Origin of the sequence: Anaerostipes faecalis (assembly GCF_018982945.1) — a bacterium.
GTDB classification, from domain to species: Bacteria; Bacillota; Clostridia; order Lachnospirales; family Lachnospiraceae; genus Anaerostipes; species Anaerostipes faecalis.
On record NZ_JABRXE010000001.1, the window covers coordinates 311,221 to 333,248 of the forward strand.

20 protein-coding genes are annotated in these 22,028 nt (G+C 35.7%); all 20 read left to right on the plus strand.

Features of this window, described 5'->3' with window-relative positions; translation table 11 throughout:
- The first annotated feature begins 22 nt into the window (after positions 1 to 22).
- The 20 genes from miaB (at position 23) to KTB61_RS01555 (ending at position 22,018) form a co-directional block, all read left to right on the plus strand.
- Entirely contained in the window at positions 23 to 1,441 is a 1,419-nt protein-coding gene (gene miaB / locus KTB61_RS01460; RefSeq protein WP_216696652.1) for a tRNA (N6-isopentenyl adenosine(37)-C2)-methylthiotransferase MiaB, read from the plus strand.
- A complete protein-coding gene (mutS, locus tag KTB61_RS01465; protein WP_075759024.1) occupies positions 1,434 to 4,052 on the plus strand; it encodes a DNA mismatch repair protein MutS in 2,619 nt (872 codons plus the stop codon). The genes miaB and mutS overlap by 8 nt, the downstream gene beginning before the upstream one ends.
- A 2-nt stretch (positions 4,053 to 4,054) precedes the next feature.
- Complete coding sequence (gene mutL, locus KTB61_RS01470) at positions 4,055 to 5,884, plus strand: DNA mismatch repair endonuclease MutL (protein ID WP_075759023.1); 1,830 nt, start codon at positions 4,055 to 4,057, stop codon at positions 5,882 to 5,884.
- 9 nt (positions 5,885 to 5,893) lie between these two features.
- On the plus strand, positions 5,894 to 6,265 hold the full coding sequence (gene cdd, locus KTB61_RS01475) for a cytidine deaminase (RefSeq protein ID WP_143249363.1): 372 nt from the start codon (positions 5,894 to 5,896) through the stop codon (positions 6,263 to 6,265).
- Between the two features lie 3 nt (positions 6,266 to 6,268).
- Complete coding sequence (miaA, locus tag KTB61_RS01480) at positions 6,269 to 7,213, plus strand: tRNA (adenosine(37)-N6)-dimethylallyltransferase MiaA (protein ID WP_143249362.1); 945 nt, start codon at positions 6,269 to 6,271, stop codon at positions 7,211 to 7,213.
- A complete protein-coding gene (locus tag KTB61_RS01485; protein ID WP_216696653.1) occupies positions 7,206 to 8,489 on the plus strand; it encodes a methionine gamma-lyase family protein in 1,284 nt (427 codons plus the stop codon). The genes miaA and KTB61_RS01485 overlap by 8 nt, the downstream gene beginning before the upstream one ends.
- Before the next feature lie 124 nt (positions 8,490 to 8,613).
- Entirely contained in the window at positions 8,614 to 9,312 is a 699-nt protein-coding gene (gene radC, locus KTB61_RS01490; protein ID WP_216696654.1) for a RadC family protein, read from the plus strand.
- Between the two features lie 10 nt (positions 9,313 to 9,322).
- Positions 9,323 to 10,288 (plus strand): rod shape-determining protein, encoded by a 966-nt coding sequence (locus KTB61_RS01495; RefSeq protein ID WP_216696655.1) that lies wholly within the window; start codon positions 9,323 to 9,325, stop codon positions 10,286 to 10,288.
- An 18-nt stretch (positions 10,289 to 10,306) separates the two neighbouring features.
- Positions 10,307 to 11,173, plus strand: coding sequence for a rod shape-determining protein MreC (mreC, locus tag KTB61_RS01500; RefSeq protein ID WP_075759019.1), 867 nt, complete (start codon positions 10,307 to 10,309; stop codon positions 11,171 to 11,173).
- A gap of 13 nt (positions 11,174 to 11,186) precedes the next feature.
- Entirely contained in the window at positions 11,187 to 11,702 is a 516-nt protein-coding gene (gene mreD / locus KTB61_RS01505; protein WP_075759018.1) for a rod shape-determining protein MreD, read from the plus strand.
- Positions 11,703 to 14,618 carry a penicillin-binding transpeptidase domain-containing protein gene (locus tag KTB61_RS01510; RefSeq protein WP_216696656.1) on the plus strand — a complete coding sequence of 972 codons (2,916 nt, stop codon included), beginning with the start codon at positions 11,703 to 11,705 and terminating at the stop codon, positions 14,616 to 14,618.
- Positions 14,619 to 14,637: 19 nt separating this feature from the next.
- Positions 14,638 to 15,363, plus strand: coding sequence for a septum site-determining protein MinC (gene minC / locus KTB61_RS01515; RefSeq protein ID WP_075760516.1), 726 nt, complete (start codon positions 14,638 to 14,640; stop codon positions 15,361 to 15,363).
- Between the two features lie 18 nt (positions 15,364 to 15,381).
- Positions 15,382 to 16,167: a septum site-determining protein MinD gene (gene minD, locus KTB61_RS01520; RefSeq protein WP_075759016.1), complete on the plus strand. Its 786-nt coding sequence runs from the start codon at positions 15,382 to 15,384 to the stop codon at positions 16,165 to 16,167.
- Positions 16,168 to 16,184: 17 nt separating this feature from the next.
- A complete protein-coding gene (gene minE, locus KTB61_RS01525) occupies positions 16,185 to 16,445 on the plus strand; it encodes a cell division topological specificity factor MinE (RefSeq protein ID WP_075759015.1) in 261 nt (86 codons plus the stop codon).
- Positions 16,446 to 16,458: 13 nt separating this feature from the next.
- Positions 16,459 to 17,574, plus strand: a complete 1,116-nt coding sequence (locus KTB61_RS01530; protein ID WP_216696657.1) for an FtsW/RodA/SpoVE family cell cycle protein — start codon at positions 16,459 to 16,461, stop codon at positions 17,572 to 17,574.
- A 9-nt stretch (positions 17,575 to 17,583) separates the two neighbouring features.
- Positions 17,584 to 17,976, plus strand: a complete 393-nt coding sequence (locus tag KTB61_RS01535; protein ID WP_075759013.1) for a methylglyoxal synthase — start codon at positions 17,584 to 17,586, stop codon at positions 17,974 to 17,976.
- 38 nt (positions 17,977 to 18,014) lie between these two features.
- Positions 18,015 to 18,986 carry a D-alanyl-D-alanine carboxypeptidase family protein gene (locus tag KTB61_RS01540; RefSeq protein WP_230973565.1) on the plus strand — a complete coding sequence of 324 codons (972 nt, stop codon included), beginning with the start codon at positions 18,015 to 18,017 and terminating at the stop codon, positions 18,984 to 18,986.
- A 1-nt stretch (position 18,987) separates the two neighbouring features.
- Positions 18,988 to 19,932, plus strand: coding sequence for a TIGR01212 family radical SAM protein (locus tag KTB61_RS01545; RefSeq protein ID WP_075759012.1), 945 nt, complete (start codon positions 18,988 to 18,990; stop codon positions 19,930 to 19,932).
- Complete coding sequence (locus KTB61_RS01550) at positions 19,933 to 21,303, plus strand: HlyD family efflux transporter periplasmic adaptor subunit (protein WP_216696658.1); 1,371 nt, start codon at positions 19,933 to 19,935, stop codon at positions 21,301 to 21,303. It begins immediately after the preceding gene.
- A 19-nt stretch (positions 21,304 to 21,322) separates the two neighbouring features.
- The gene (locus tag KTB61_RS01555; RefSeq protein WP_075759010.1) at positions 21,323 to 22,018 is read left to right on the plus strand and encodes a YggS family pyridoxal phosphate-dependent enzyme; all 696 of its coding nucleotides are present in this window, start codon (positions 21,323 to 21,325) and stop codon (positions 22,016 to 22,018) included.
- Positions 22,019 to 22,028 lie beyond the last annotated feature (10 nt).

Genomic DNA, 22,028 nt, shown 5'->3' on the forward strand with positions numbered 1-22,028 from the left:
AATGAATCAGAAGGAGATAAAAATGAGTATTTTAGAATATAAAAATGAGACACAGCGTCAGATGCATTTTATGGATGAGATGAAAAAATGGGTGCAGGAAAAGACGGAAGAATTGGGACGTCCACTGACTTGTCATGTAACAACCTTTGGGTGTCAGATGAATGAAAAGGATTCTGAAAAACTACTTGGAATTTTGGAAACCATGGGTTATCAGGAAGTAGAAACAGAAGAGGCGGATTTACTGCTGTTTAATACCTGTACAGTCCGTGAAAATGCCAATACCAAACTTTATGGACATTTAGGACAGGTAAAAAAGATGAAGGAAAAAAATCCTCATATGATGATAGGATTATGCGGATGTATGATGCAGGAGCCGCATGTTATTGAGAAAATAAGAACAAGCTATCGTTTTGTTGACGTAATTTTTGGTACACATAATATTTTTAAATTGGCAGAGTTGTTAAAAGAGAGAGTTGACGCAGGAAGTCTGATCGTTGATATATGGAAAGATACTAATCAGATTGTGGAAGACTTACCAAGTGATCGTAAATTTTCTTTTAAATGTGGAGTAAATATCATGTATGGATGCAATAATTTTTGCAGTTATTGTATTGTTCCGTATGTAAGAGGCAGGGAACGTAGTCGTAAACCGGAAGATATTATCAAAGAAATAGAACAGGTAGTATCAGAAGGCGTGAAAGAAGTAATGCTTCTTGGACAGAATGTAAATTCTTATGGAAAAACTCTGGAAAAACCAATGACATTTGCTCAGCTGCTTGGTGAAATTGAAAAAGTTGAAGGACTTGAAAGAATTCGTTTTATGACACCTCATCCAAAAGATCTGTCAGATGAACTGATTGATGTAATGGCTCACTCAAAAAAAATATGCAGTCATATGCATCTGCCAATGCAGTCAGGAAGTACCCGATTGTTAAAAGAGATGAATCGCCATTATACAAAGGAAGATTATCTTAAACTGGCGCAGAAAATCAAAGACAGAATTCCTGGAGTATCTTTCACAACGGATATTATTGTTGGATTTCCGGGAGAAACAGAAGAAGATTTTGAAGATACTTTAGACGTTGTAAAAAAAGTAGGTTTTGATAGTGCTTATACTTATGTATATTCTAAGCGCACTGGTACTCCTGCAGCAACTATGGAGCATCAGGTGGATAAAGATGTCATCAAAGAACGGTTTGACCGACTTTTAGCATTGTTAAAGGAAACATCTGCAATAAATTGTAAGAAAAAAGTTGGAGCTATCGAAGAAGTTCTGGTGGAAGAGGAAAATACCCATGAGGATGGAATGATTACTGGTAGACTGGAAAATAATCTTCTGGTTCATTTTAAAGGATGTAAGGAGCAGATAGGATCAATTGTGAAAGTAAAACTTATGGAAGAAAAAGGCTTTTATTATATGGGAGAACAGGTGAATGGCTAAATTAACACCAATGATGCAACAGTATATGAAAATAAAAGAGGAAAATAAAGACTGCATACTGTTTTATCGTCTGGGGGATTTTTATGAAATGTTTTTTGATGATGCAATCACTGCATCCAGAGAACTGGAAATCACACTGACTGGAAAAAACTGCGGATTGGAAGAGCGGGCACCTATGTGCGGTGTTCCTTATCATGCGGCCGATTCCTATTTAAATAAGCTGGTGGAAAAGGGATATAAAGTTGGAATTTGTGAGCAGGTAGAAGATCCAAGTCAGGCAAAAGGAATCGTAAAAAGAGAAATAGTTAGAATTGTAACGCCAGGAACCAATATTTCCCAACAGAGCTTAGATGATGAAAAAAATAATTATCTAATGTGCATTTTTTGTAATGATGGAAGTTATGGAGTTTCACTGGTAGATATAACAACAGGAGATTTCCGTACCACGTCTATGGACAGTCTTTCTAAAGTGCAGGATGAAATTTTTAAATTTGCTCCTGCAGAAATTATTTGTAACGATGCATTTTTTATCAGCGGGATTGATCTGGATTATCTAAGAGATAAGATGTCTGTTATGATTTCCGGAATTGAACATTTCTATTTTGATGAAGATCAGGCAGTAGAGAGAATTAAAGAGCAGTTTAAGGTTGGAAATCTGGAAGGCCTTGGATTGAATGATTATCCTATGGGAATTATTGCGACAGGTGCTCTTCTTGGATATCTTCATGAAACTCAAAAAAGTTCTCTGGATCATCTTATGCATATTACACCTTATGAGACAAGTCAATTTATGATTATTGACAGTTCTAGCAGAAGAAATCTGGAGCTATGTGAGACATTGAGGGATAAGCAGAAAAAAGGGTCCCTCTTATGGGTCCTTGATAAAACAAAAACTGCAATGGGTGCCAGAATGTTGAGAAGTATGCTGGAACAGCCGCTTGTTGATAAGAGTAAAATAGAAGAGCGTTACGATGCTCTGACTTCGCTGACCAAGCAGGCAATTGTCAGAGAGGAGTTAAGAGAATATCTCAATCCTATTTATGACCTGGAACGTCTTATGACGAAAGTCAGCTATAAAACAGCCAATCCAAGAGATATGATAGCATTTAAGACTTCCCTTCGCTGGCTTACCCCTATTAAAACCATATTGGAAGAATGCAAAGATCCTTTGCTGACTCGTTTAAAAGAAAATCTGGATACATTGGAAGATATTTATCAGCTTCTGGAAGATTCTATTGTGGAAGAACCGCCAATTGCCATTAAGGAAGGTGGTATTATCAAAGATGGATTTAAAGAAGATATTGATAAATTGAAGAGGGCAAAAACAGAGGGAAAACAATGGCTGATTGACCTGGAAGAACGAGAGCGGAAGGCAACGGGAATAAAAAATCTTAAGATAAAATTCAATAAAGTATTCGGATATTATCTTGATGTAACTAATTCATATAAAAATCTGGTTCCTGATCACTATATTCGTAAACAGACTCTGGCAAACTCTGAACGTTATACAACAGAAGAACTGAATCAGCTTGCAGATACAATTCTCGGATCTGAAGATCGTCTGTATGCACTGGAATATGAGACTTTTGTGATTATTCGTGAAACACTTGCTGGAGAGATGGAACGAATTGCCCAAACAGCACATGTGATTGCTCAGATAGATGCGTTGGCATCACTAGCATATGTGGCAGAACGAAATCATTATGTCAGACCCAAATTAAATATTCGTGGAACTATTGATATAAAAGATGGAAGACATCCTGTGGTAGAACAGATGATTCAGAATGATATGTTCATCGCAAATGATACATATCTGGATAATCGAAAAAATCGAGTTTCTATCATTACAGGACCTAATATGGCAGGAAAATCAACCTATATGAGACAGAGTGCATTAATCGTGCTGATGGCACAGGTTGGCTCTTTTGTCCCGGCGGCAAAAGCAAATATTGGAATTGTTGATCGTATTTTCACAAGAGTTGGGGCATCTGATGATCTGGCTTCCGGACAAAGTACATTCATGGTCGAAATGAGTGAAGTTGCCAATATATTGAGAAATGCAACTAAAAATAGTTTATTGATTTTGGATGAAATAGGAAGAGGAACCAGTACGTATGATGGCCTGTCGATTGCATGGGCTGTAGTGGAATACATAAGTAATCCTAAATTATTAGGTGCAAAAACCTTGTTTGCAACTCATTATCATGAACTGACGGAATTGGAAGGAAAAATTGACAGTGTAAATAATTATTGTATCGCAGTAAAAGAACAGGGTGATAATATTGTCTTTCTGAGAAAGATTATAAAGGGTGGAGCAGATAAAAGTTATGGCGTGCAGGTGGCAAAACTTGCAGGGGTACCGGATGCCGTGATTCAAAGAGCGAAAGAAATATCCAGAGAATTAAGTGATCATGACATTGCATCTGCCGCACAGAATATTCAGCCTTATGGAGAGGCAGAACAGCTGTCCTTTTTCCAGCAAAGTGATGAACCGACAATGGAACATCCGTTTATGGCAGAATTGAGAGAAAAAGATTTGTCTGATATGACTCCGTTAGAAGCTCTGAATTATCTTTACCTTTTACAGGATAAGCTGAAAAATGAGGAATAATTATGGCAAAAATACAATTACTGGATCAAAAGACAATTGATAATATTGCAGCGGGAGAGGTTATTGAACGTCCTGCTTCTGTAGTAAAAGAGCTGGTGGAAAATTCTATTGACGCCAAGGCTAATGCTATAACTGTTGAAATCAAAGACGGTGGAATGACATTAATCAGAGTAACAGATAATGGATGTGGAATTCCAAAGGATCAGGTAAAAACTGCTTTTTTGCGCCATGCAACAAGTAAAATCCAATCTGTGGAAGATTTGATGACAGTTTCTTCTCTGGGATTTCGAGGGGAGGCTTTATCAAGTATCAGTGCAGTAGCTCAGGTTGAACTGGTTACCAAAACATCAGAAGGATTTAGTGGAGTATCTTATAAGATTTATGGTGGAGAAGAAGAAGGATTTTCTGATATCGGAGCGCCGGACGGAACAACATTTCTTGTGAAAAATCTCTTTTATAATACACCGGCAAGAAGAAAGTTCTTAAAAAGTGCTGCTACAGAAGCGGGTTATGTAGAACAGATCATGGTTCATATGGCATTAAGTCATCCGGAAGTATCTTTTAAATTCATTCATAATAATAAGAACAAGATATATACTTCAGGAAATGGGAATGTTAAGGATATCATATACCATATTTACGGAAGAGATATTGCGGGGGCATTGATTCCGGTCAATGGAGAGTCGGAAAATGTATCCTTATCGGGATTTGCAGGTAAGCCTTATATTTCCAGAGGAAATAGAAATTATGAAAGCTATTTTATCAATGGAAGATATATAAAAAGTTCATTAATATATAAAGCAGTAGAAGAAGCATATAAAACATTTACCATGACTCATAAATATCCTTTTGTATGTCTGGATATCAAAGTCCGTTCGGAATTACTGGATGTCAATGTCCATCCGACTAAAATGGAAATGCGTTTCCGAAATGGAAGCGAGATATATGATCTTTTAGTTGAGAAGATTAGAGAATGTCTCCTTTCCCAGGATCTGATCCCTCAAGTAGAAGTGGTAAAAGAAAAGAAGATTGAAAAGAAAACTGAATTATCCCAAAAGGATAAAACTACTTCTTCGATTCAAAAGATGCCAGAACCTTTTGAATCTGTCAGAAGAGCAAAGGAAGAACAAAAAAAATCAGTTTTTGCCGGTATAAATTATAATATTCAAAAACAATCCATTTCAGAAAATATGGAAAAAACTCCACCTGTTCAGATGACGTTGAATGAAACATCAATTTTAGAGGAGAAAGCCAGATCGGACAGAAGAGTTATTGGACAATTGTTTCAGACATACTGGCTGATTGAATTTGAAGATCAGTTATTTATCATGGATCAACATGCGGCACATGAGAAAGTTAATTATGAAAAGCTGATCAGGGATTTTAAAAATAAAGATATATACAGTCAGGGACTGGAACCACCAATGGTTATAACTGTTTCAATGACAGAAGCAGAAATATTATCGAAATATAAGGATGTTTTTGCACAACTTGGCTTTTCCATTGAGGCTTTTGGGGGAAATGAATTTTGTATCCGTGAGGTGCCGGCAAATTTATATGGCCTTGGTGAAAAAGATATTTTTATAGAACTTCTGGATTCTATAAGTAAGGAGCATGGAAATACAGGAATAGAAATGATTACCAATAAAATTGCTTCCATGGCTTGTAAAATGTCTGTAAAGGGGAATCAGAAAATGTCATCGTGGGAAGTTGAACATCTGCTGGATCAGCTGATGACTTTGGAAAATCCATATCAGTGTCCTCATGGCAGACCAACGATTATAAAAATGACTAAATATGAAATTGAAAAGAAGTTTAAGCGTATTATTTAGGAGGCGTATATGGAAGACAGAGAGTTGTTGAAAATGGCAGATCAGGCTAAAAAAAATGCTTATGCCCCTTATTCAAAGTTTCAGGTTGGAGCAGCATTGTTAACGAAAGATGGTCAGGTTTTTACCGGATGCAATGTAGAAAATTCTTCCTACGGAGCAGCTATTTGTGCAGAACGCTCTGTTGTGGTACAGGCAGTTAGCTTTGGAAAACAGGATTTTGAAGCTATTGCCATTGCATCAAATGGAGAAGGAACAGTATATCCATGTGGGATCTGCAGACAGGTTCTTCATGAATTTTGTCCGGATATTAAAGTTATATGTCAAAGCAACAATGGATATGAAGTTTATCGATTATCAGAATTAATGCCGAAAGGATTTTAATAAATGAAACCAATGGTAATTTTAACAGGACCAACTGCTGTGGGAAAAACAGAATTATCTATAGGACTTGCTCAAGCCATTGATGGAGAAATAATTTCTGCTGATTCCATGCAGGTTTATAAGAAAATGAATATAGGAACAGCCAAAATCCGACCAGAGGAAATGAAAGGAGTGCCACATTATTTAATAGATGAACTGGATCCGGCGGAAGAATTCCATGTGGAGAGATTTCAGCGAATGGCAAAAGATGCATTGAAAAAAATATATGCAAAAGGCAAGGTTCCATTGATTGTGGGAGGAACAGGATTTTATATACAAAGCTTGTTATATGATATAGATTTTACAAAGGAAGAATCAGACCATAGTTATCGGGAATCGCTGATTTGTAAAGCGGAAACAGAGGGAAAAGAAGTTTTACATAAAATGCTTTTTGAAATTGACCCGGTATCTGCCGGAAAAATTCATAAAAACAATGTAAAAAGAGTTATTCGGGCATTGGAATTTTATAAAATGAATGGATATCCTATATCCAAACATAATGAAGAAGAAGCCGGAAAACAATCACCTTATAATTTTGCTTATTTTGTTCTGAATGATAAAAGAGAAATATTATACGAAAGAATCAATCAAAGAGTGGATTTGATGGTTCAGGAAGGGCTGATTGAAGAGGTAAAAAACCTGAAACAGGAAGGATATGAGAAATCCATGGTTTCCATGCAGGGGATAGGATACAGACAGGTATTTGACTATCTGGAAGGGAATATGTCTCTGAAAGAGACCATAGAAAAAATAAAAAAAGATACCAGACATTTTGCTAAAAGGCAATTAACATGGTTTGGAAGAGAAAAGGAAGTAACTATGATTGATAAATCCCAATATCAGTCAGAGAAGGAAATATTACAAGATATATTAAAGACATTAAAAGAGAAAGGCATATATCATGGATAATTTAAAGAAATATTACCAGGAATTAGGTGTAGACGGAAAAGTTTATGATTTTTTAAATAAGATAGAAGATGGGTTAAAAGAACGTTTTGCAGAAATTGATGGAATCGCAGAATTAAATCAGCTGAAAATACTTAAGGCGTTCCAAAAATATAAAATTGCAGAAGTGCATTTAGGGGCAACAACCGGATATGGATATAACGATGCAGGAAGAGAGGCTTTGGAAGCTGTATATGCAGATGTATTTGGTACAGAAGATGCACTGGTTCGACCGCAGATTACATGTGGAACACATGCGTTAGGATTAGCGCTTTCAGCTAATTTACGTCCGGGAGATGAAATACTGGCTATTTCTGGAAAACCTTATGATACGTTGGAAGAAGTAATCGGAATCAGGGAATCAAAAGGATCCCTGGCAGAATATGGTATCACATATTCACAGGTGGATCTTCTTTCTGATGGAAGTTTTGATTATGAAGCTATAAAAAAAGCGATTAACAAGAATACAAAGCTGGTTCATATTCAGCGTTCTAAAGGATATGCCACAAGACCAACTTTATCTGTAAAGCAGATTGGTGAAGCAATTGAATTTATAAAAAAGACAGATAAGAATCTGATTGTAATGGTCGACAATTGTTATGGTGAATTTGTTGAAGAAACAGAGCCATCTAATGTAGGAGCGGATATGGTCGTAGGCTCTTTGATAAAAAATCCGGGTGGAGGTTTAGCACCAATTGGAGGATATATCTGTGGAAGAAAAGATCTGATCGAACAATGTTCTTATCGATTAACAACACCAGGGCTTGGAAAAGAAGTTGGGGCGACTCTTGGAGTAAACCGACAGTTTTTCCAGGGACTGTTTATGGCTCCGACTGTTGTAAATGCAGCAGTAAAAGGTGCGGTTTTTGCGGCGAATCTTTATGAAAAACTGGGATTTCGTGTAATTCCTGATGGAACGGAAAGCAGACATGATATTATCCAGGCAGTAGAATTAAATGATCCGGAAAAACTGATTGCTTTCTGTGAAGGAATTCAAAAAGCCTCTCCAATTGACAGTTATGTGACACCTGTACCATGGGATATGCCGGGATATGATAGTGAAGTTATTATGGCAGCGGGGACATTTGTATCAGGAGCGTCTATTGAATTAAGTGCAGATGGACCGATGAAAGAGCCATATGCAGTATACTTCCAGGGGGGACTTACCTATCCTCATGCAAAATATGGAATTATTATGTCATTACAGAGGATGGTAGAAAAAGGGTTGTTAGAAATTTGATAAAATACTAAGAAAATTTTAAGGAAAACCCTAGATGGTTTTCTATACATCCATTGGAACTTATGGTAATATTTATAGATGAGAAATGTTTTTGTGTTCTTTTCCGGTTGGAAAGGAATAGAAAATGAAGAAAAAACATCAAACCCTAAAAGAGATACCAGTATCTGAAAGACCTTATGAAAAATGTGAAAAGTATGGACCTGAAATGCTGTCTGATGCAGAGCTTCTTGCGGTGATTCTTAGGAATGGAACCAGAGATAAAACGGCAATTGAGCTAGCGAGAGAAATTATATCATTACATCCATATTATCAGGGAATTCTCGGTATTTTCCATTTGTCTCTGGAGGAATTAAAAAGGATTGATGGAATAGGACTTGTAAAAGCAGTGCAGGTTCAATGTATTGCTGAATTATCTAAACGTCTTTCTGCATCGAAAGCACAAGATAAGATTAGTTTCCATTCGCCTGGATCTATTGCAGACTATTATATGGAAAAGATGCGACACCTGAATCGTGAAAAGATGATTTTAATTTTTTTTAATGGGAAGAATAAGGTCATCAAAGAGCTAACGATTTCCGTTGGTACAGTAAATCAGACGGTGGCATCTCCAAGAGAGTTATTTGTAGAAGCATTTCGCTGTGAAGCAGTATCTGTTATCATGGTCCATAATCATCCGTCAGGTGATCCTACTCCAAGCAGACAGGATATTCTGACGACTAAGAGAATGAAAGAAATTGGAGAATTTGTCGGAATTCCACTGTCTGACCATATTATCATCGGAGATCATTCTTATGTGAGTTTTCGCGAAGAACAGATGATGTAAGGAGATTAATATGAAAAAAGGTCAGATAGGAATCGAATTGGGAACAAGAAATTTGAGAATTTGTATACAGGGCAAAGAACAGTTTCTTAAAATGAAGAATCTAATTGCAATGGATTGTTATGGAAAGATTTCTGCAATAGGAAATGAAGCTTTTCTGATGCTGGAGAAGGAACCGCGGGAGATTCAGATGATCGCGCCTGTTCATTGTGGTGTGATAGGGGATTATACCAATATGCGTCTTTTGCTTACTTCAGTATTTCGAAAGTATTTTCGTCATTTCCGAAAATATACGGTAAATGTTGCTATACCTGTAGATATTACAGGAGTTGAGAGAAGAGCATTTTCTGATTTAATATGGGAATCTGTACGACATTTGAGAGAAGTGCATCTTATTCCCAAACCGGTACTTGCTGCCATGGGAAATGGAATAGATGTTTCTAAACCCTCTGGAAATCTGATAGTTGATTTTGGCGCTGGAACAACAGAAATATCAGTTATTTCTTTGGGAGGAATTGTAAGCAGCCGTTTGATTCCTTTTGGGGGAAATCAGATTGATCAATGGCTTGTCCATCAGATGAAACGAGAGTATAATATAAATATTGGAAAGAAAAGTGCAGAACGTTTAAAAATGCAATATTCCAAATGTGAGAATGATAAATCTGTGATAATCAAAGGAAGGGATCTGGTCAGTGGATTACCTAGAAAAACCTGGGTTCCAGTACTTGCTGCAGAGAAGAAAGTCAGGGACTATATTCATGAAATAACCATGGAGACAAAAGCTCTGCTTGAGATTGTTCCACCGGAGCTTGCTTCAGATATTATTGCTCATGGTATATATACTTCAGGTGGTGGAGCAGCATTTTCCAAAGCAGAAAGCTGGATGGAAGAGGAATTGGGCATTCAGGTGCATAGCATGAAAGAACCAGAAGATAGTGTTATACGTGGCCTGAAGATACTCATTGATGAATGTAAATAATGAAACGAGGATAGTTGTATGAAGTTGCAAAGGAAAAAAATGAATTCAACCCATTATCTGGTGATTTTTATTGCTGTCTGCGGATTACTGATTGGTGTCAGTGTATTTGCAGGAGGTGTACTTACACCGGTTAAAAATGTTGTTACAATGATTCTGTCACCAATGCAGAAAGGTATTAATTCAGTGGGAAATTCGGTGTTTTCATGGAATGAAGATATTAAGACAAAAAAACAGCTGAAAGCTGAAAATGAACTGCTCCAGGAAAAACTTAATGCAATGAAGATGCAGAATCGGATTCTGCAGCAGGATCAGGTAGAGCTGGAGAGACTTCAGGACCTGCTTAAATTAAAGGCAAAATATAAAAAATATCACACTGTGGGTGCCAGAGTAATCAGTAAAGGTTCAGGAAACTGGTTTGAGATTTTTGCGATAGACAAAGGTAGTAAAGATGGAATCAAGAAAGATATGAACGTTATTGCAGATAACGGACTGGTAGGTATCGTATATGATGTAACATCTCATTCTGCGAAAGTAAGAACAATCATAAATGATACAAGTATGGTAAGTGCCATGTTTTTAAAAACAAAAGATAACTGTATCGTGAAAGGAAGTCTGGATACTATGGCAGACGGGTATCTGGAAGTTGTATATATTGATAAAGATGCAAAAGTGAAAAATGGGGATGAACTGGTTACTTCTTATATCAGTTCAAAATTTAATGAAGGTATCACCATTGGAAAAGTATCCGATATTAAACTGGATTCAACAAAGCTTACAAAAACAGCCAGAGTAACCCCGATCGTTGATTTTAAACATTTAAAAGAAGTTTTGGTAATTACGGATATTAAGAAGACAGAATCATTAGACGAAGGAACGAAAGAATAGCAGGTGAAATCAAATGAGTATAAAAAGAATTGTATTTTATATTATATCAGTGATTACCTGCTTCCTTTTGCAGACAACAGTTTTTGATTTTCTGAAACTGGCAGATGTAGTACCTAATATCTTATTGATTCTGACTGTTACCATGGGATTTATCCGAGGTAAAAAAGAGGGAATCGTAATCGGTTTTATATGCGGGTTATTGATTGATATTTTTTCAGGTGATGTTCTGGGACAGTATGCACTGGTTTATTTGTTGTTTGGATATGCCAATGGATGGTTTCATACACATTTTTATGAGGATGATATTTTACTTCCTATGGGGCTTCTGGCAGTAAATTCATTGGCTTACAGTGTTGTGATTTTCTTTTTCTTTTTTGCATTGAGAGGAAGATTTCATTTTTTCTCATATCTGTGGCACATTATGATTCCTGAAGCAGTTTATACAGCGATTGTGGCATTGGTAATTTATAAAATACTTTTGGCAATTGATGTTCGAATCAGCGATGGTGAAAAAAGGAGTATGTTCTAAATGTTACGAAAAGTTTATCAAAAAGCAGAAAAATTACTGGAAAATCGTCTGTTAGTCTTGACGGTTTTATTTGGAGTGCTTTTTTGTATTCTTGTTTACAGAGTTTTTATTCTCCAGATTGTTCAAGGGGAATCTCATAGACAGGATTTTACATATAAAGTTGAAAAGACAGTGAAGATTTCCGGGACAAGAGGAAATATCTATGACAGCAATGGAAAGCTGCTGGCTTATAATAAGCTTGTTTATACAGTGACATTTCAGAATGATAATGCATTTAAGACTCTTGCAGAAAAAAATGACACTTCTGAAAACTACGAAAAAAACCGTATTATTTATGAAGTGATTAAAATACTGGAAAGTAATGGAGATACATTTATCAATGATATCCCAATAGAAATTACAGGCAGTGGCAAGTTTCGTTTCACAGAAACCGGATCTCGGCTGGAAAAATTCAAAAGAGATGTATTCGGAATTGGTAAAGATACATCCGATTTATCAGCTTCTGAAAAAGAATTAAGAGAAAAACAGCTGAATGCATCAGCCAAAGAAGTGTTTGAATATTTAAGAAATGGAACTCTTGGTTCAGCAGGAACCGGAAAAATGTTTGACATTGATAAAAAGTATTCGAATAAAGATGCTCTGAAAATCATGTCTGTTCGTTATAGTGCTTTTTTAAGCAGGTATTCTCAATATATGAAGGTAACCATCGCCAATGAAATCAGTAACAAGAGTATTGCGGAAATCGAGGAACGAAGTGGAGATTTACCGGGAATAGATATTTCTACAAAATCTATTCGTGTTTATAATAAAAGTGAGGCAATGTCCCATGTGGTAGGTTATACAGGAACGGTTAATACAGATGAACTGGAAGAGTACAATAAAGGAAAAAGCGAAGATGATAAGGATTATTATTCCATGGATGAAACTGTTGGAAAAGCCGGGATTGAGAAGGAACTGGAATCTTATCTTCATGGAGATAGTGGAAGTCAGACACTTATTGTAAATAATATTGGGAAAATTGTAGATACCACAAAGACGGTTAAGGCAGGGACAGGTAATAATGTAACGTTGTCAATAGACAGTGAACTTCAGGAATATGTGTATAATCTTCTGGAGAAAAAAATTGCCGGAATCGTTCTTTCAAAGTTGACACCTTCCGATAGTAAAGGAACAAATCGTGAGAATATTAAAATTCCAATTAAAGATACTTACTATGCATTGATTGGAAATGGAATCATTGATCTGGAAAATTTAAATGGCAATGATGCGACGCCTTATGAGAAGAAAATATATAAAAAGATTCAGAAATTAAAAGATTCAGCTATTGATTCAACAGTTGATATGATTATGAACAGTCACAAATCTTACAAGAGTGAAAGTGATGAAAGACAGGCATATGCAACTTATGTGTATAAATTGCTGACCAGTAAAAAGATTTTATTAAGCAGTTCAATTGATACTAAAGATAAGACATACCAGAAATGGGAAAATGAAAAAATAGGTTTGGGAGAATTTTTTCGATATGCAATAAATAAGGAATGGATTGATATTTCTAATCTGAGTATTAAAAGTAAATATAATGATACTGAAGAGATAATGAAAGCACTTGCATCATATATTGAAGATCAGTTGATAGAAGCAGATGATTTTGATATGACTGTTTGTGAACAAAAGATTGATACAGGAAAATTATCTGGAAGAGAAGTTTGTTTATTGCTGTATGAACAGGGAATTCTTAAGAAAAAAGGTGATAGTGATTATACAGGACTTAAGTCAGGTTCTTTGAGCAGTTATTCTTTTATTTACAATAAATTAAAGAAACTGGAGATTACACCTGCACAGCTGGGATTAGATCCTTGTTCTGGTTCTATAGTAATTACAGATTCAAAAACGGGAAAAGTTAAAGCAATGGTAAGTTACCCGGGATATGATAGTAACAGGCTTTCAAATGGAACAGATTCAGGATATTACAGACAGCTTGCCAATTCCACATCAACACCATTATATAATCAGGTGTTAAATCATAAAACTGCTCCAGGATCTACATTTAAACCATTGTGCGCTTTGGCGGGATTAAATGAAAAAGTGATTACTACCGGAACGACGATTAATTGTACCGGATTATATGATAAAATTACTCCAGCAGCTAAGTGCTGGAAATATCCGGACAAGCATGGTTCAAAAAATGTTTCAGGTGCAATAGGAGCATCTTGTAATTATTTCTTTTATGAGGTAGGATATCAATTAGGAAATAAATCGGGAACATACAGTAGTAAACAAGGACTTAAATATCTGGAGAAGTATGCAACGGAACTTGGAATAAATAAAAAATCAGGTATTGAGCTGGATGAAGCTTCACCTCAGGTGTCAGATGAGACATCTGTTCGTTCGGCTATCGGACAGGGGCGAAACAGTTTTACTCCAAGTCAGATTTCCAATTATGTGACGACTCTGTCAAACAGGGGTACAGTCTTCGATTTGAGTATTCTTGATAAGATTACAAATGATAATGGAAAAACCATAAAGAAATATAATGTAAAGAAAAAAGGAAAAGTAACATACAAAACAGAATACTGGGATGCAGTCCAATCCGGTATGCGTCGAGTAGTAACAGGAAAAGACAGTTCTGTAAGCAGTATTTTTAATGGAACAAAGGTTGAGATTGCAGGTAAAACCGGAACGGCACAGGAAGATAAGAAACGTCCAAACCATGCGTTATTCATTTCTTTTGCGCCATATAAAGATCCGGAAATTTCTGTAACTGTGGTAATACCGTATGGATATACATCTTCCAATGCAGCATCTGTAGCAAAAGATGTTTATGAATATTATTTTGCGGGAGATAAGAAAAAAGCACAGCTGGAGAAGAAAAATAATATTGCCACTGAGGCAGCTTCAAGTGTTGCAGGAGATTAAGGGAAAGGTGAGGGATTATATGAAAGATCCTGTATTATTAAAGGGAAATAATTATGGTCTGACAATTGTACTGGATTCAGAGATGGATTTTCGAAAATTAAAACAGGTCGTAAAAGAAAAGTTTATACAGGCAAAGGATTTTTTTAACAGTAAGAAGCAGATAGCTGTTAAAATTGAAGGAAGAAAACTCAATTCCATACAAATGAGAGAGTTGCTGGATATTATTTCAGAAAACAGTTCTTTAGAAATCGCATATATTATTGAAGATGATAAACTGGCAGATAACATTTTTAAAGAAACAATGGATCAATATATCCATTTAAAAGAAAAAAAGCAGGAAGAGGCTAATGTTACTTCTGGACAGTTTTATAAAGGAACCCTTCGATCAGGACAAAGTCTTGAATCAGATTCAAGTGTTGTTGTTGTGGGTGATGTTAATCCTGGAGCAACAGTGATGGCTAAAGGGAATGTGGTTATACTTGGTTGTGCTAAGGGGTATGTTTATGCAGGAACAGATGGAGATGAGAAATCATTTATAGCTGCGCTGGATATGCAGCCTATGCAGGTAAGGATAGGAAATATGATAGCCAGATGCTCTGATGAAGAAAAAGATAGGAAGAGAAAGAAATTTGGCAGAAGCAAAAATGACTCACAGATAATGGAAGCGCAGATTGCATTTGTTGAAGATGGAAAAATATATATTGAACCAATATCAAAAGCGCTTTTAAGTGAGATTACAGTTTAGTGAATGGAGGAAATAAAAATGAGTGAAGTTATTGTCATTACATCCGGAAAAGGTGGGGTAGGAAAAACTACAACAACAGCAAATGTTGGAACCGGTCTTGCTAAAGAAGGGAAAAAAGTAGTACTGATTGATACGGATATAGGACTTCGCAATCTGGATGTGGTTATGGGTCTGGAAAATAGAATTGTATATAATCTTGTAGATGTTGTTGAAGGTAACTGTCGTATGAAACAGGCATTGATCAAAGATAAAAAATATCCAAATTTATTTTTACTTCCTTCTGCACAGACAAGGGACAAGACTTCTGTTTCTCCGGAACAGATGGGAAAACTGGTGGAAGATTTGAAAGAAGAGTTTGATTATATCATTCTGGATTGTCCTGCAGGAATCGAGCAGGGATTTAAGAATGCTATATCTGGTGCAGACAGAGCTTTAGTGGTGACAACACCGGAAGTTTCTGCAATTCGTGACGCAGACCGGATTATTGGTCTGTTAGAAGCAAATGAAATACATAAGATTGATCTTGTAATCAATCGAATCCGTATGGATATGGTAAACCGTGGAGATATGCTTTCAAAAGATGATGTTCTTGATATTCTTGCAATTAATCTTATTGGAATTGTACCGGATGACGAAAATATTGTTATTTCCACAAATCAAGGGGAGCCACTGGTGGGAACTTCAACTCCGGCAGGTAAAGCTTATGAAAATATATGCAAACGTGTCCTGGGGGAAAATGTCCCTTTTATGGAAATTACTGGACCAACATTTTTCCAGAAGCTTGCCAGTGTATTTAAGAAATAGGGAAGGAAGCGAGGAATATGGGAATATTTGATAATTTTTTTAAGAAAAAAAGTTCAGGAGAAGTTGCAAAAGATCGTTTAAAACTTTTATTGGTTTCGGATCGTTCCAATTGTTCACCTGAAACTATGGAATTGATCAAAAATGATATTATCAAAGTAATTTCAAAATATATGGAAATTGATCCAGAGGGATTGGATATTCAGATTACGCAAAACAGTGAAGAATCGGAAGGACCGGCCTTATATGCCAATATTCCGATTCGAGAACTAAAGAAATAGCATGGAGTGAAAAATGTTTCGAAACTATCGACTGAAAAATTATAATTTTAAACTTATTTTGACAGTTTTAGTCCTTTCTGCCATGGGACTGGTATTTATTCATAGTGCAAATCCTTCTTTTGTAGTAAAACAGGCGTTGGGAATTGTGATGGGATTTATAGTTATTGTAGCTGTTTCTATGATTGATTTTCAGTTTTTTACAAGAAATTCAGAATTATTGTATATTTTGAATCTTGTATTATTGTTGGGGGTAAAATTTTTCGGAAAAGAAGTTAACAATGCAAAACGATGGTTTTCCTTAGGACCCCTGGGAACATTCCAGCCTTCAGAGTTGACAAAAATTATTATGATCATTGTAGTAGCTGTTTATCTCGTAAAGCATCAGTATGATTTAAATGAGCCAAAGGTACTTGGAAAACTTGCGTTATTATGTGCACCTCCTTTATATCTCATATTAAGTCAGCCTAATCTGTCTACTACACTTGATATTTGTTTTATTATTATTGCCATGGTGTTTGTGGCGGGGCTGGATTCAAAACTGATTATTAGAGTGTTTGCGATTGGAATTCCGCTTTTGGCAATCTTTTTATGGTATGTTCAGATGCCTGGACAGATATTGTTAAGACCTCATCAGGTGGAGAGAATTGTCTCTTTTCTTCATCCGGAAGATTATGCTGATTCAACAGCACTGCAGACAAGCAATTCTGTAATGGCAATAGGATCTGGAGGATTATTTGGAAAAGGATTTGGCAGCAGTACCATTTCTAATGTATCAGCCAGTGATGTAAATCTGGTTTCTGAACAGCAGACTGATTTTATTTTTTCTGCTGTCGGTGAAGAATTTGGTTTTGTGGGATGTATCGTCGTAATGGCGGTTCTCTTTATACTGGTTCTCCAGTGTATTGGGATTGCAAGAAAAGCAGATAATCTTATTGGAATGTATGTAGCAACGGGAGTTGCCAGTTATATGGGATTTCAGTCGTTTATTAATATTGGTGTTGCAACTGGAACATTGCCAAATACCGGATTGCCATTACCATTTATCAGTTACGGTTTAAGTTCGATACTTTCAGCTTCTATAGGAATAGGGCTGTTGTTAAATATTCATTTGCAAGGAAAAAGATATTAGGAGGTTAATATGAATGTAGGATTAGTTGCTCACGATGGAAAGAAAAATCTTATGCAGAATTTGTGTATTGCATATCAGGATATTTTAAGGAAACATAAGATTTATGCGACCAGTACTACTGGACGTGTCATTGAAGATGTGACAAATTTGAAAATTCATAAGCTTTTAATTGGCCATTTTGGCGGGATGCAGCAAATGGGTTCTAAGATTGCCAACAATGAAATAGACCTTCTGATTTTTCTTCAAGATCCTTCTAATAAAAAGAGGACACCTGATTTCTATAATGTATTAAATCTTTGTGATAAATATAATATTCCATGCGCCACAAATCTTCCTACAGCGGAAGTTTTGATCCTGGCACTGGACAGAGGAGATTTAGATTGGAGGAATATGTACAAATAGACTGTCATCAGACGGTCTTTTTTTACAAAAAAACGTATATGAAGAAATTAGTTTGTATTTTTATGTCTGTCATTTTAATGACTCTTTCAGGTTGCCAGATATTTGGCAATGATGGAAGTTTAACAACTTCATATGAGAGCCATTACGAGAAGAATGAAACAGAAATTAAAGAAAAAACATTGGATACCATGTGGCAGTCAAAAGCTGCTCAGGTTGGAGTTGTTTCAAAAAAAGATGCAGATCATGTCACATATTCGAATGTAAAAGAAGCTTTGCTCGTAAATAATGAAACAAATGAAGTTCTGGTAGCGCAGAAAGTATTTGATCAGGCATTTCCTGCAAGTACAACAAAAATCATGACAGCGTTACTGACACTGGAAAATTGTGACTTGAATAAGATAGTGACTATAAAAAAAGATATTAAGTTTAAAGATGGAGCGGCAGTGGCATTGCATTTAAAAGCAGGCGATAAGATTACGGTGGAAGCATTATTAAATGCTTTGATTGTTATGTCCGCTAATGATGCAGCAATTGCTCTTGGAGAAGAAATTGCAGGAAGCGAAAAAGCATTTGTAAAAATGATGAATCAGAGAGCTAAAGAGCTGGGAGCTACTAATACGCATTTTGCCAATCCAAATGGATTGCATCTTGAAAATCATTATACCACTGCTTATGACCTGTATTTAATATTTAAAGAACTTACGAAACATAATGAATATTTTGATATTGCAGGAAAATCCAGCAGTTATATAGAATATACCAATAAGAAAAATCAGCTGCAGACATATGATATGGCAGCAACCAATCAGTATATACTTGGAAACTATACACTGCCTCATCAGGTATTTATGATTGGAGGAAAAACAGGAACAACAACACAGGCGGGTTCTTGTCTGATTATTTTAACCAAAAATAAAAAAGGTGAAGAATTTATTTCTGTTATATTAAAAGGAAAAGATAAATCTTCTCTCTATCATACGATGTCAAAGATTTTGTCAAAGGAAAATTAAAATGGAACGATATCAGACTTACAGTAGTCATTTGAAAAAAATATATGGAGAAAAAGTATATAAGCTTCCAGTAAATCTTCCTGTTTCCTGTCCCAATCGAATGGATGGAAATGGGTGTACTTTTTGTGGGGGTGTGGGAACCGGATTTGAAGCAATGAGTGCTATGGTTCCTGTAAATGAACAATTAATGACAACAAAAGAAAAAATAAAGCGACGTTATAAGGCAAAGAAATTTATTGCTTATTTTCAAAATTATACCAACACATTTCTTCCATTGTCTGATTTTAAAAAATATATAGAAGAGGCTGCGCAGGTTAAAGATATTGTCGGGATTTCTGTTTCAACAAGACCAGATTGTATCAACCGTGATTATCTTCAGGTACTTAGTGATATTTCAGATCAGTATAACATTAGAATCAGTATGGAATATGGTCTTCAGACTGTAAATTATCATACATTAAATCAGATAAATCGAGGCCATACTCTTGCGGAATATCTGGATGCTGTTCTGATGACAGCTTCATACAATTTTGAAATCTGTACTCATCTTATTTTAAATTTGCCGGGAGATTCTATGGAGGATGTTATAGAGACAGCTAAAATAGTCTCTGCACTCCCGGTACAGATTGTAAAACTTCATTCATTATATATTCCAAAAGGTTCAACATTGTATGAGGAATATGAACATGGTAAAATAACTTTATGCACAGAAGAAGAGTATTTAAACCGTTTGACAGAGTTTATCTGTCATGTTCGTAAGGATATGGTTATTGAGAGACTTTTCAGCAGAGTTCCCAAAGAGGATGCAAGTTTTTCTAACTGGGGAATCAGCTGGTGGAAACTTCGCGACATGTTTGACAGATTAATGGAAGATAAGGGGTATATTCAGGGTTGTAAGTGTAATTATCTCAATGGGGCAGCATTAGACCGATGGAGGATGGAGTAGATGGCAAGAAAAAGGGAAAAAGTTCGTTGGAATATCGGCATGATAGTTTTCTTGATAATTTTTATATATGTGATCATCAATGTGCTGATTTTTTTTGGAAAGAAGAAGCTGACAGTTTATAAAGTCACAGAGGATAGGATTACCAATACTTTTTCGCTTACAGGTATTGCAATAAGAAAGGAAGTATTATTAAAAGCATCACACAAAGGATATATTACATATTATGTGGAGGAAGACAGGCGAATCAAAAAAAATGGAACAGTGTTTATTTTGGACAAAGAGGGAAAGGCACAGGATATTTTTGCGAAACAGCTTGAAGCTATGCATGATAGAGGAACAGTAACAGATGACAGTGAAGTTCGACAAAAGATTGTGGAGTATCAGTCTGTCTACGATGATAATCATTTTTCGGATGTATATGATCTGAAATATGATCTGAAGAATGTAATTTTAAATATTAGTGAATCATCTATGAAGAAAGTTGTAGATGCTGTAGGGGAAAAAATCGGATCAGAGGAATTTAAAACACAAAAGAGTCCTGCCAGTGGAATTGTAACATTTTATTCAGACAATTTTGATGGAAAAGAGCCTGATGATATAAGACAATCTGACTTTATACAGGATAATTATCGAAAAATAAAATATAACTCATCTGATAAAGTCAAAAAAAACAATGTGGTTGGAAGGGTCAGCGAAAGTGAAAACTGGACAGTGGTAGTTTCACTTACAAAATCTCAATATGATCAGTTGAAAAAAACAGATCGTGTAACAGTGAAATTTATGTTGGATCAGAATACAACTTCTGCAGATATTAATGTGAAGAAAATAAATAGTCAATATTATGGATACCTAAAATTTGATGATTGCTGTATTCGTTATATTAATGAACGGTATTTGGATCTTGATATTACGTTAGATTCTTATAAAGGGCTGAAGATTCCTAATACTGCTTTAGTAAAAAAGGAATTCTATCAGGTGCCAAACTCTTTCCTTTCTAAGGGAAATGATGGGAAACAGGAGGGATTTAGCGTTCGGACTACAAATGATAATGGTGAAGTTAAAGTTGAACAAAAGGATTATAAGATTTATAAAAAGACAGAGAAGTATTGTTATCTGGATCCTGAAGAAGTTGGAGAAAATATTATGCTTCAATCAATGGATTCGGATAAGACTTTTTTGATAGAAAAAACAAAATCGCTTTATGGAGTGTATTGTACAAATCAGGGATATGCAGATTTCAGACCGGTAGAACTGGTTATAAGAAAAGATAATTATTCCATTATTAAAGAGAATACAAAAAATGGGGTAGATCTTTATGATTTTATCGTATTAGACAGTACCACCATTAAGGAAAACCAAATTATATATTGACAAAGAAGGAAGTGGGAGAATGTTAATCGAAAACTACAATCAAGTAAAGAAAAATGTTGAACTGGCATGCAAAAGGGCAGGAAGGGATCCCAGAGAAGTTACTATTATTGCAGTCAGCAAAACGAAGCCTTTAAGTATGGTAGAAGAGCTCCGAAAAGATAAGGTAATGGATTTTGGTGAAAATAAGGTTCAGGAGCTGAAAGACAAATATGAGCAGATCAGCTGGCCGGTTCGCTGGCATTTGATTGGCCATCTTCAGACAAATAAAGTAAAATATATTGTTGATAAGGTTGCCCTGATTCATTCTGTAGATTCTGTAAAACTCGCAAGCCAGATTGATAAAGAGGCACAGAAACATAATGTAAAAGAAGTGCCTATTCTTATTCAGGTCAATTTTGCTGCAGAAGATACAAAATTTGGATTAGATCCTAAAGATGTATTTGATGTGGTTAATGAAATATCAAAACTCGAACATGTAAAGATTAAAGGGTTAATGCAGATAGCTCCTTTTGTTGAAAATCCAGAGGAAAATCGCCCTTATTTTGCTGCTATGAAACAATTATCTGTTGACATCAAAGAAAAAAACTTTAATAATGTAGATATGAGTATACTCTCAATGGGAATGACTAACGATTATGAAGTTGCGGTTGAGGAAGGTTCAACTATGATAAGGGTTGGAACAGGAATCTTTGGTGAGAGGAATTATAATATATAGCGGAGGAAAA

Bases quoted from the DNA above. Each gene is read 5' to 3' on its own strand.
- mutS (WP_075759024.1), top strand. From the start codon at position 1,434: ATGGCTAAATTAACACCAATGATGCAACAGTATATGAAAATAAAAGAG.
- minC (WP_075760516.1), top strand. From the start codon at position 14,638: ATGAAAGATCCTGTATTATTAAAGGGAAATAATTATGGTCTGACAATT.
- miaA (WP_143249362.1), top strand. From the start codon at position 6,269: ATGAAACCAATGGTAATTTTAACAGGACCAACTGCTGTGGGAAAAACA.
- mreD (WP_075759018.1), top strand. From the start codon at position 11,187: ATGAGTATAAAAAGAATTGTATTTTATATTATATCAGTGATTACCTGC.
- KTB61_RS01535 (WP_075759013.1), top strand. From the start codon at position 17,584: ATGAATGTAGGATTAGTTGCTCACGATGGAAAGAAAAATCTTATGCAG.
- KTB61_RS01495 (WP_216696655.1), top strand. From the start codon at position 9,323: ATGAAAAAAGGTCAGATAGGAATCGAATTGGGAACAAGAAATTTGAGA.
- KTB61_RS01555 (WP_075759010.1), top strand. From the start codon at position 21,323: ATGTTAATCGAAAACTACAATCAAGTAAAGAAAAATGTTGAACTGGCA.
- KTB61_RS01545 (WP_075759012.1), top strand. From the start codon at position 18,988: ATGGAACGATATCAGACTTACAGTAGTCATTTGAAAAAAATATATGGA.
- KTB61_RS01540 (WP_230973565.1), top strand. From the start codon at position 18,015: ATGAAGAAATTAGTTTGTATTTTTATGTCTGTCATTTTAATGACTCTT.
- KTB61_RS01485 (WP_216696653.1), top strand. From the start codon at position 7,206: ATGGATAATTTAAAGAAATATTACCAGGAATTAGGTGTAGACGGAAAA.
- minE (WP_075759015.1), top strand. From the start codon at position 16,185: ATGGGAATATTTGATAATTTTTTTAAGAAAAAAAGTTCAGGAGAAGTT.
- KTB61_RS01530 (WP_216696657.1), top strand. From the start codon at position 16,459: ATGTTTCGAAACTATCGACTGAAAAATTATAATTTTAAACTTATTTTG.
- cdd (WP_143249363.1), top strand. From the start codon at position 5,894: ATGGAAGACAGAGAGTTGTTGAAAATGGCAGATCAGGCTAAAAAAAAT.
- radC (WP_216696654.1), top strand. From the start codon at position 8,614: ATGAAGAAAAAACATCAAACCCTAAAAGAGATACCAGTATCTGAAAGA.
- mreC (WP_075759019.1), top strand. From the start codon at position 10,307: ATGAAGTTGCAAAGGAAAAAAATGAATTCAACCCATTATCTGGTGATT.
- KTB61_RS01510 (WP_216696656.1), top strand. From the start codon at position 11,703: ATGTTACGAAAAGTTTATCAAAAAGCAGAAAAATTACTGGAAAATCGT.
- mutL (WP_075759023.1), top strand. From the start codon at position 4,055: ATGGCAAAAATACAATTACTGGATCAAAAGACAATTGATAATATTGCA.
- KTB61_RS01550 (WP_216696658.1), top strand. From the start codon at position 19,933: ATGGCAAGAAAAAGGGAAAAAGTTCGTTGGAATATCGGCATGATAGTT.
- miaB (WP_216696652.1), top strand. From the start codon at position 23: ATGAGTATTTTAGAATATAAAAATGAGACACAGCGTCAGATGCATTTT.
- minD (WP_075759016.1), top strand. From the start codon at position 15,382: ATGAGTGAAGTTATTGTCATTACATCCGGAAAAGGTGGGGTAGGAAAA.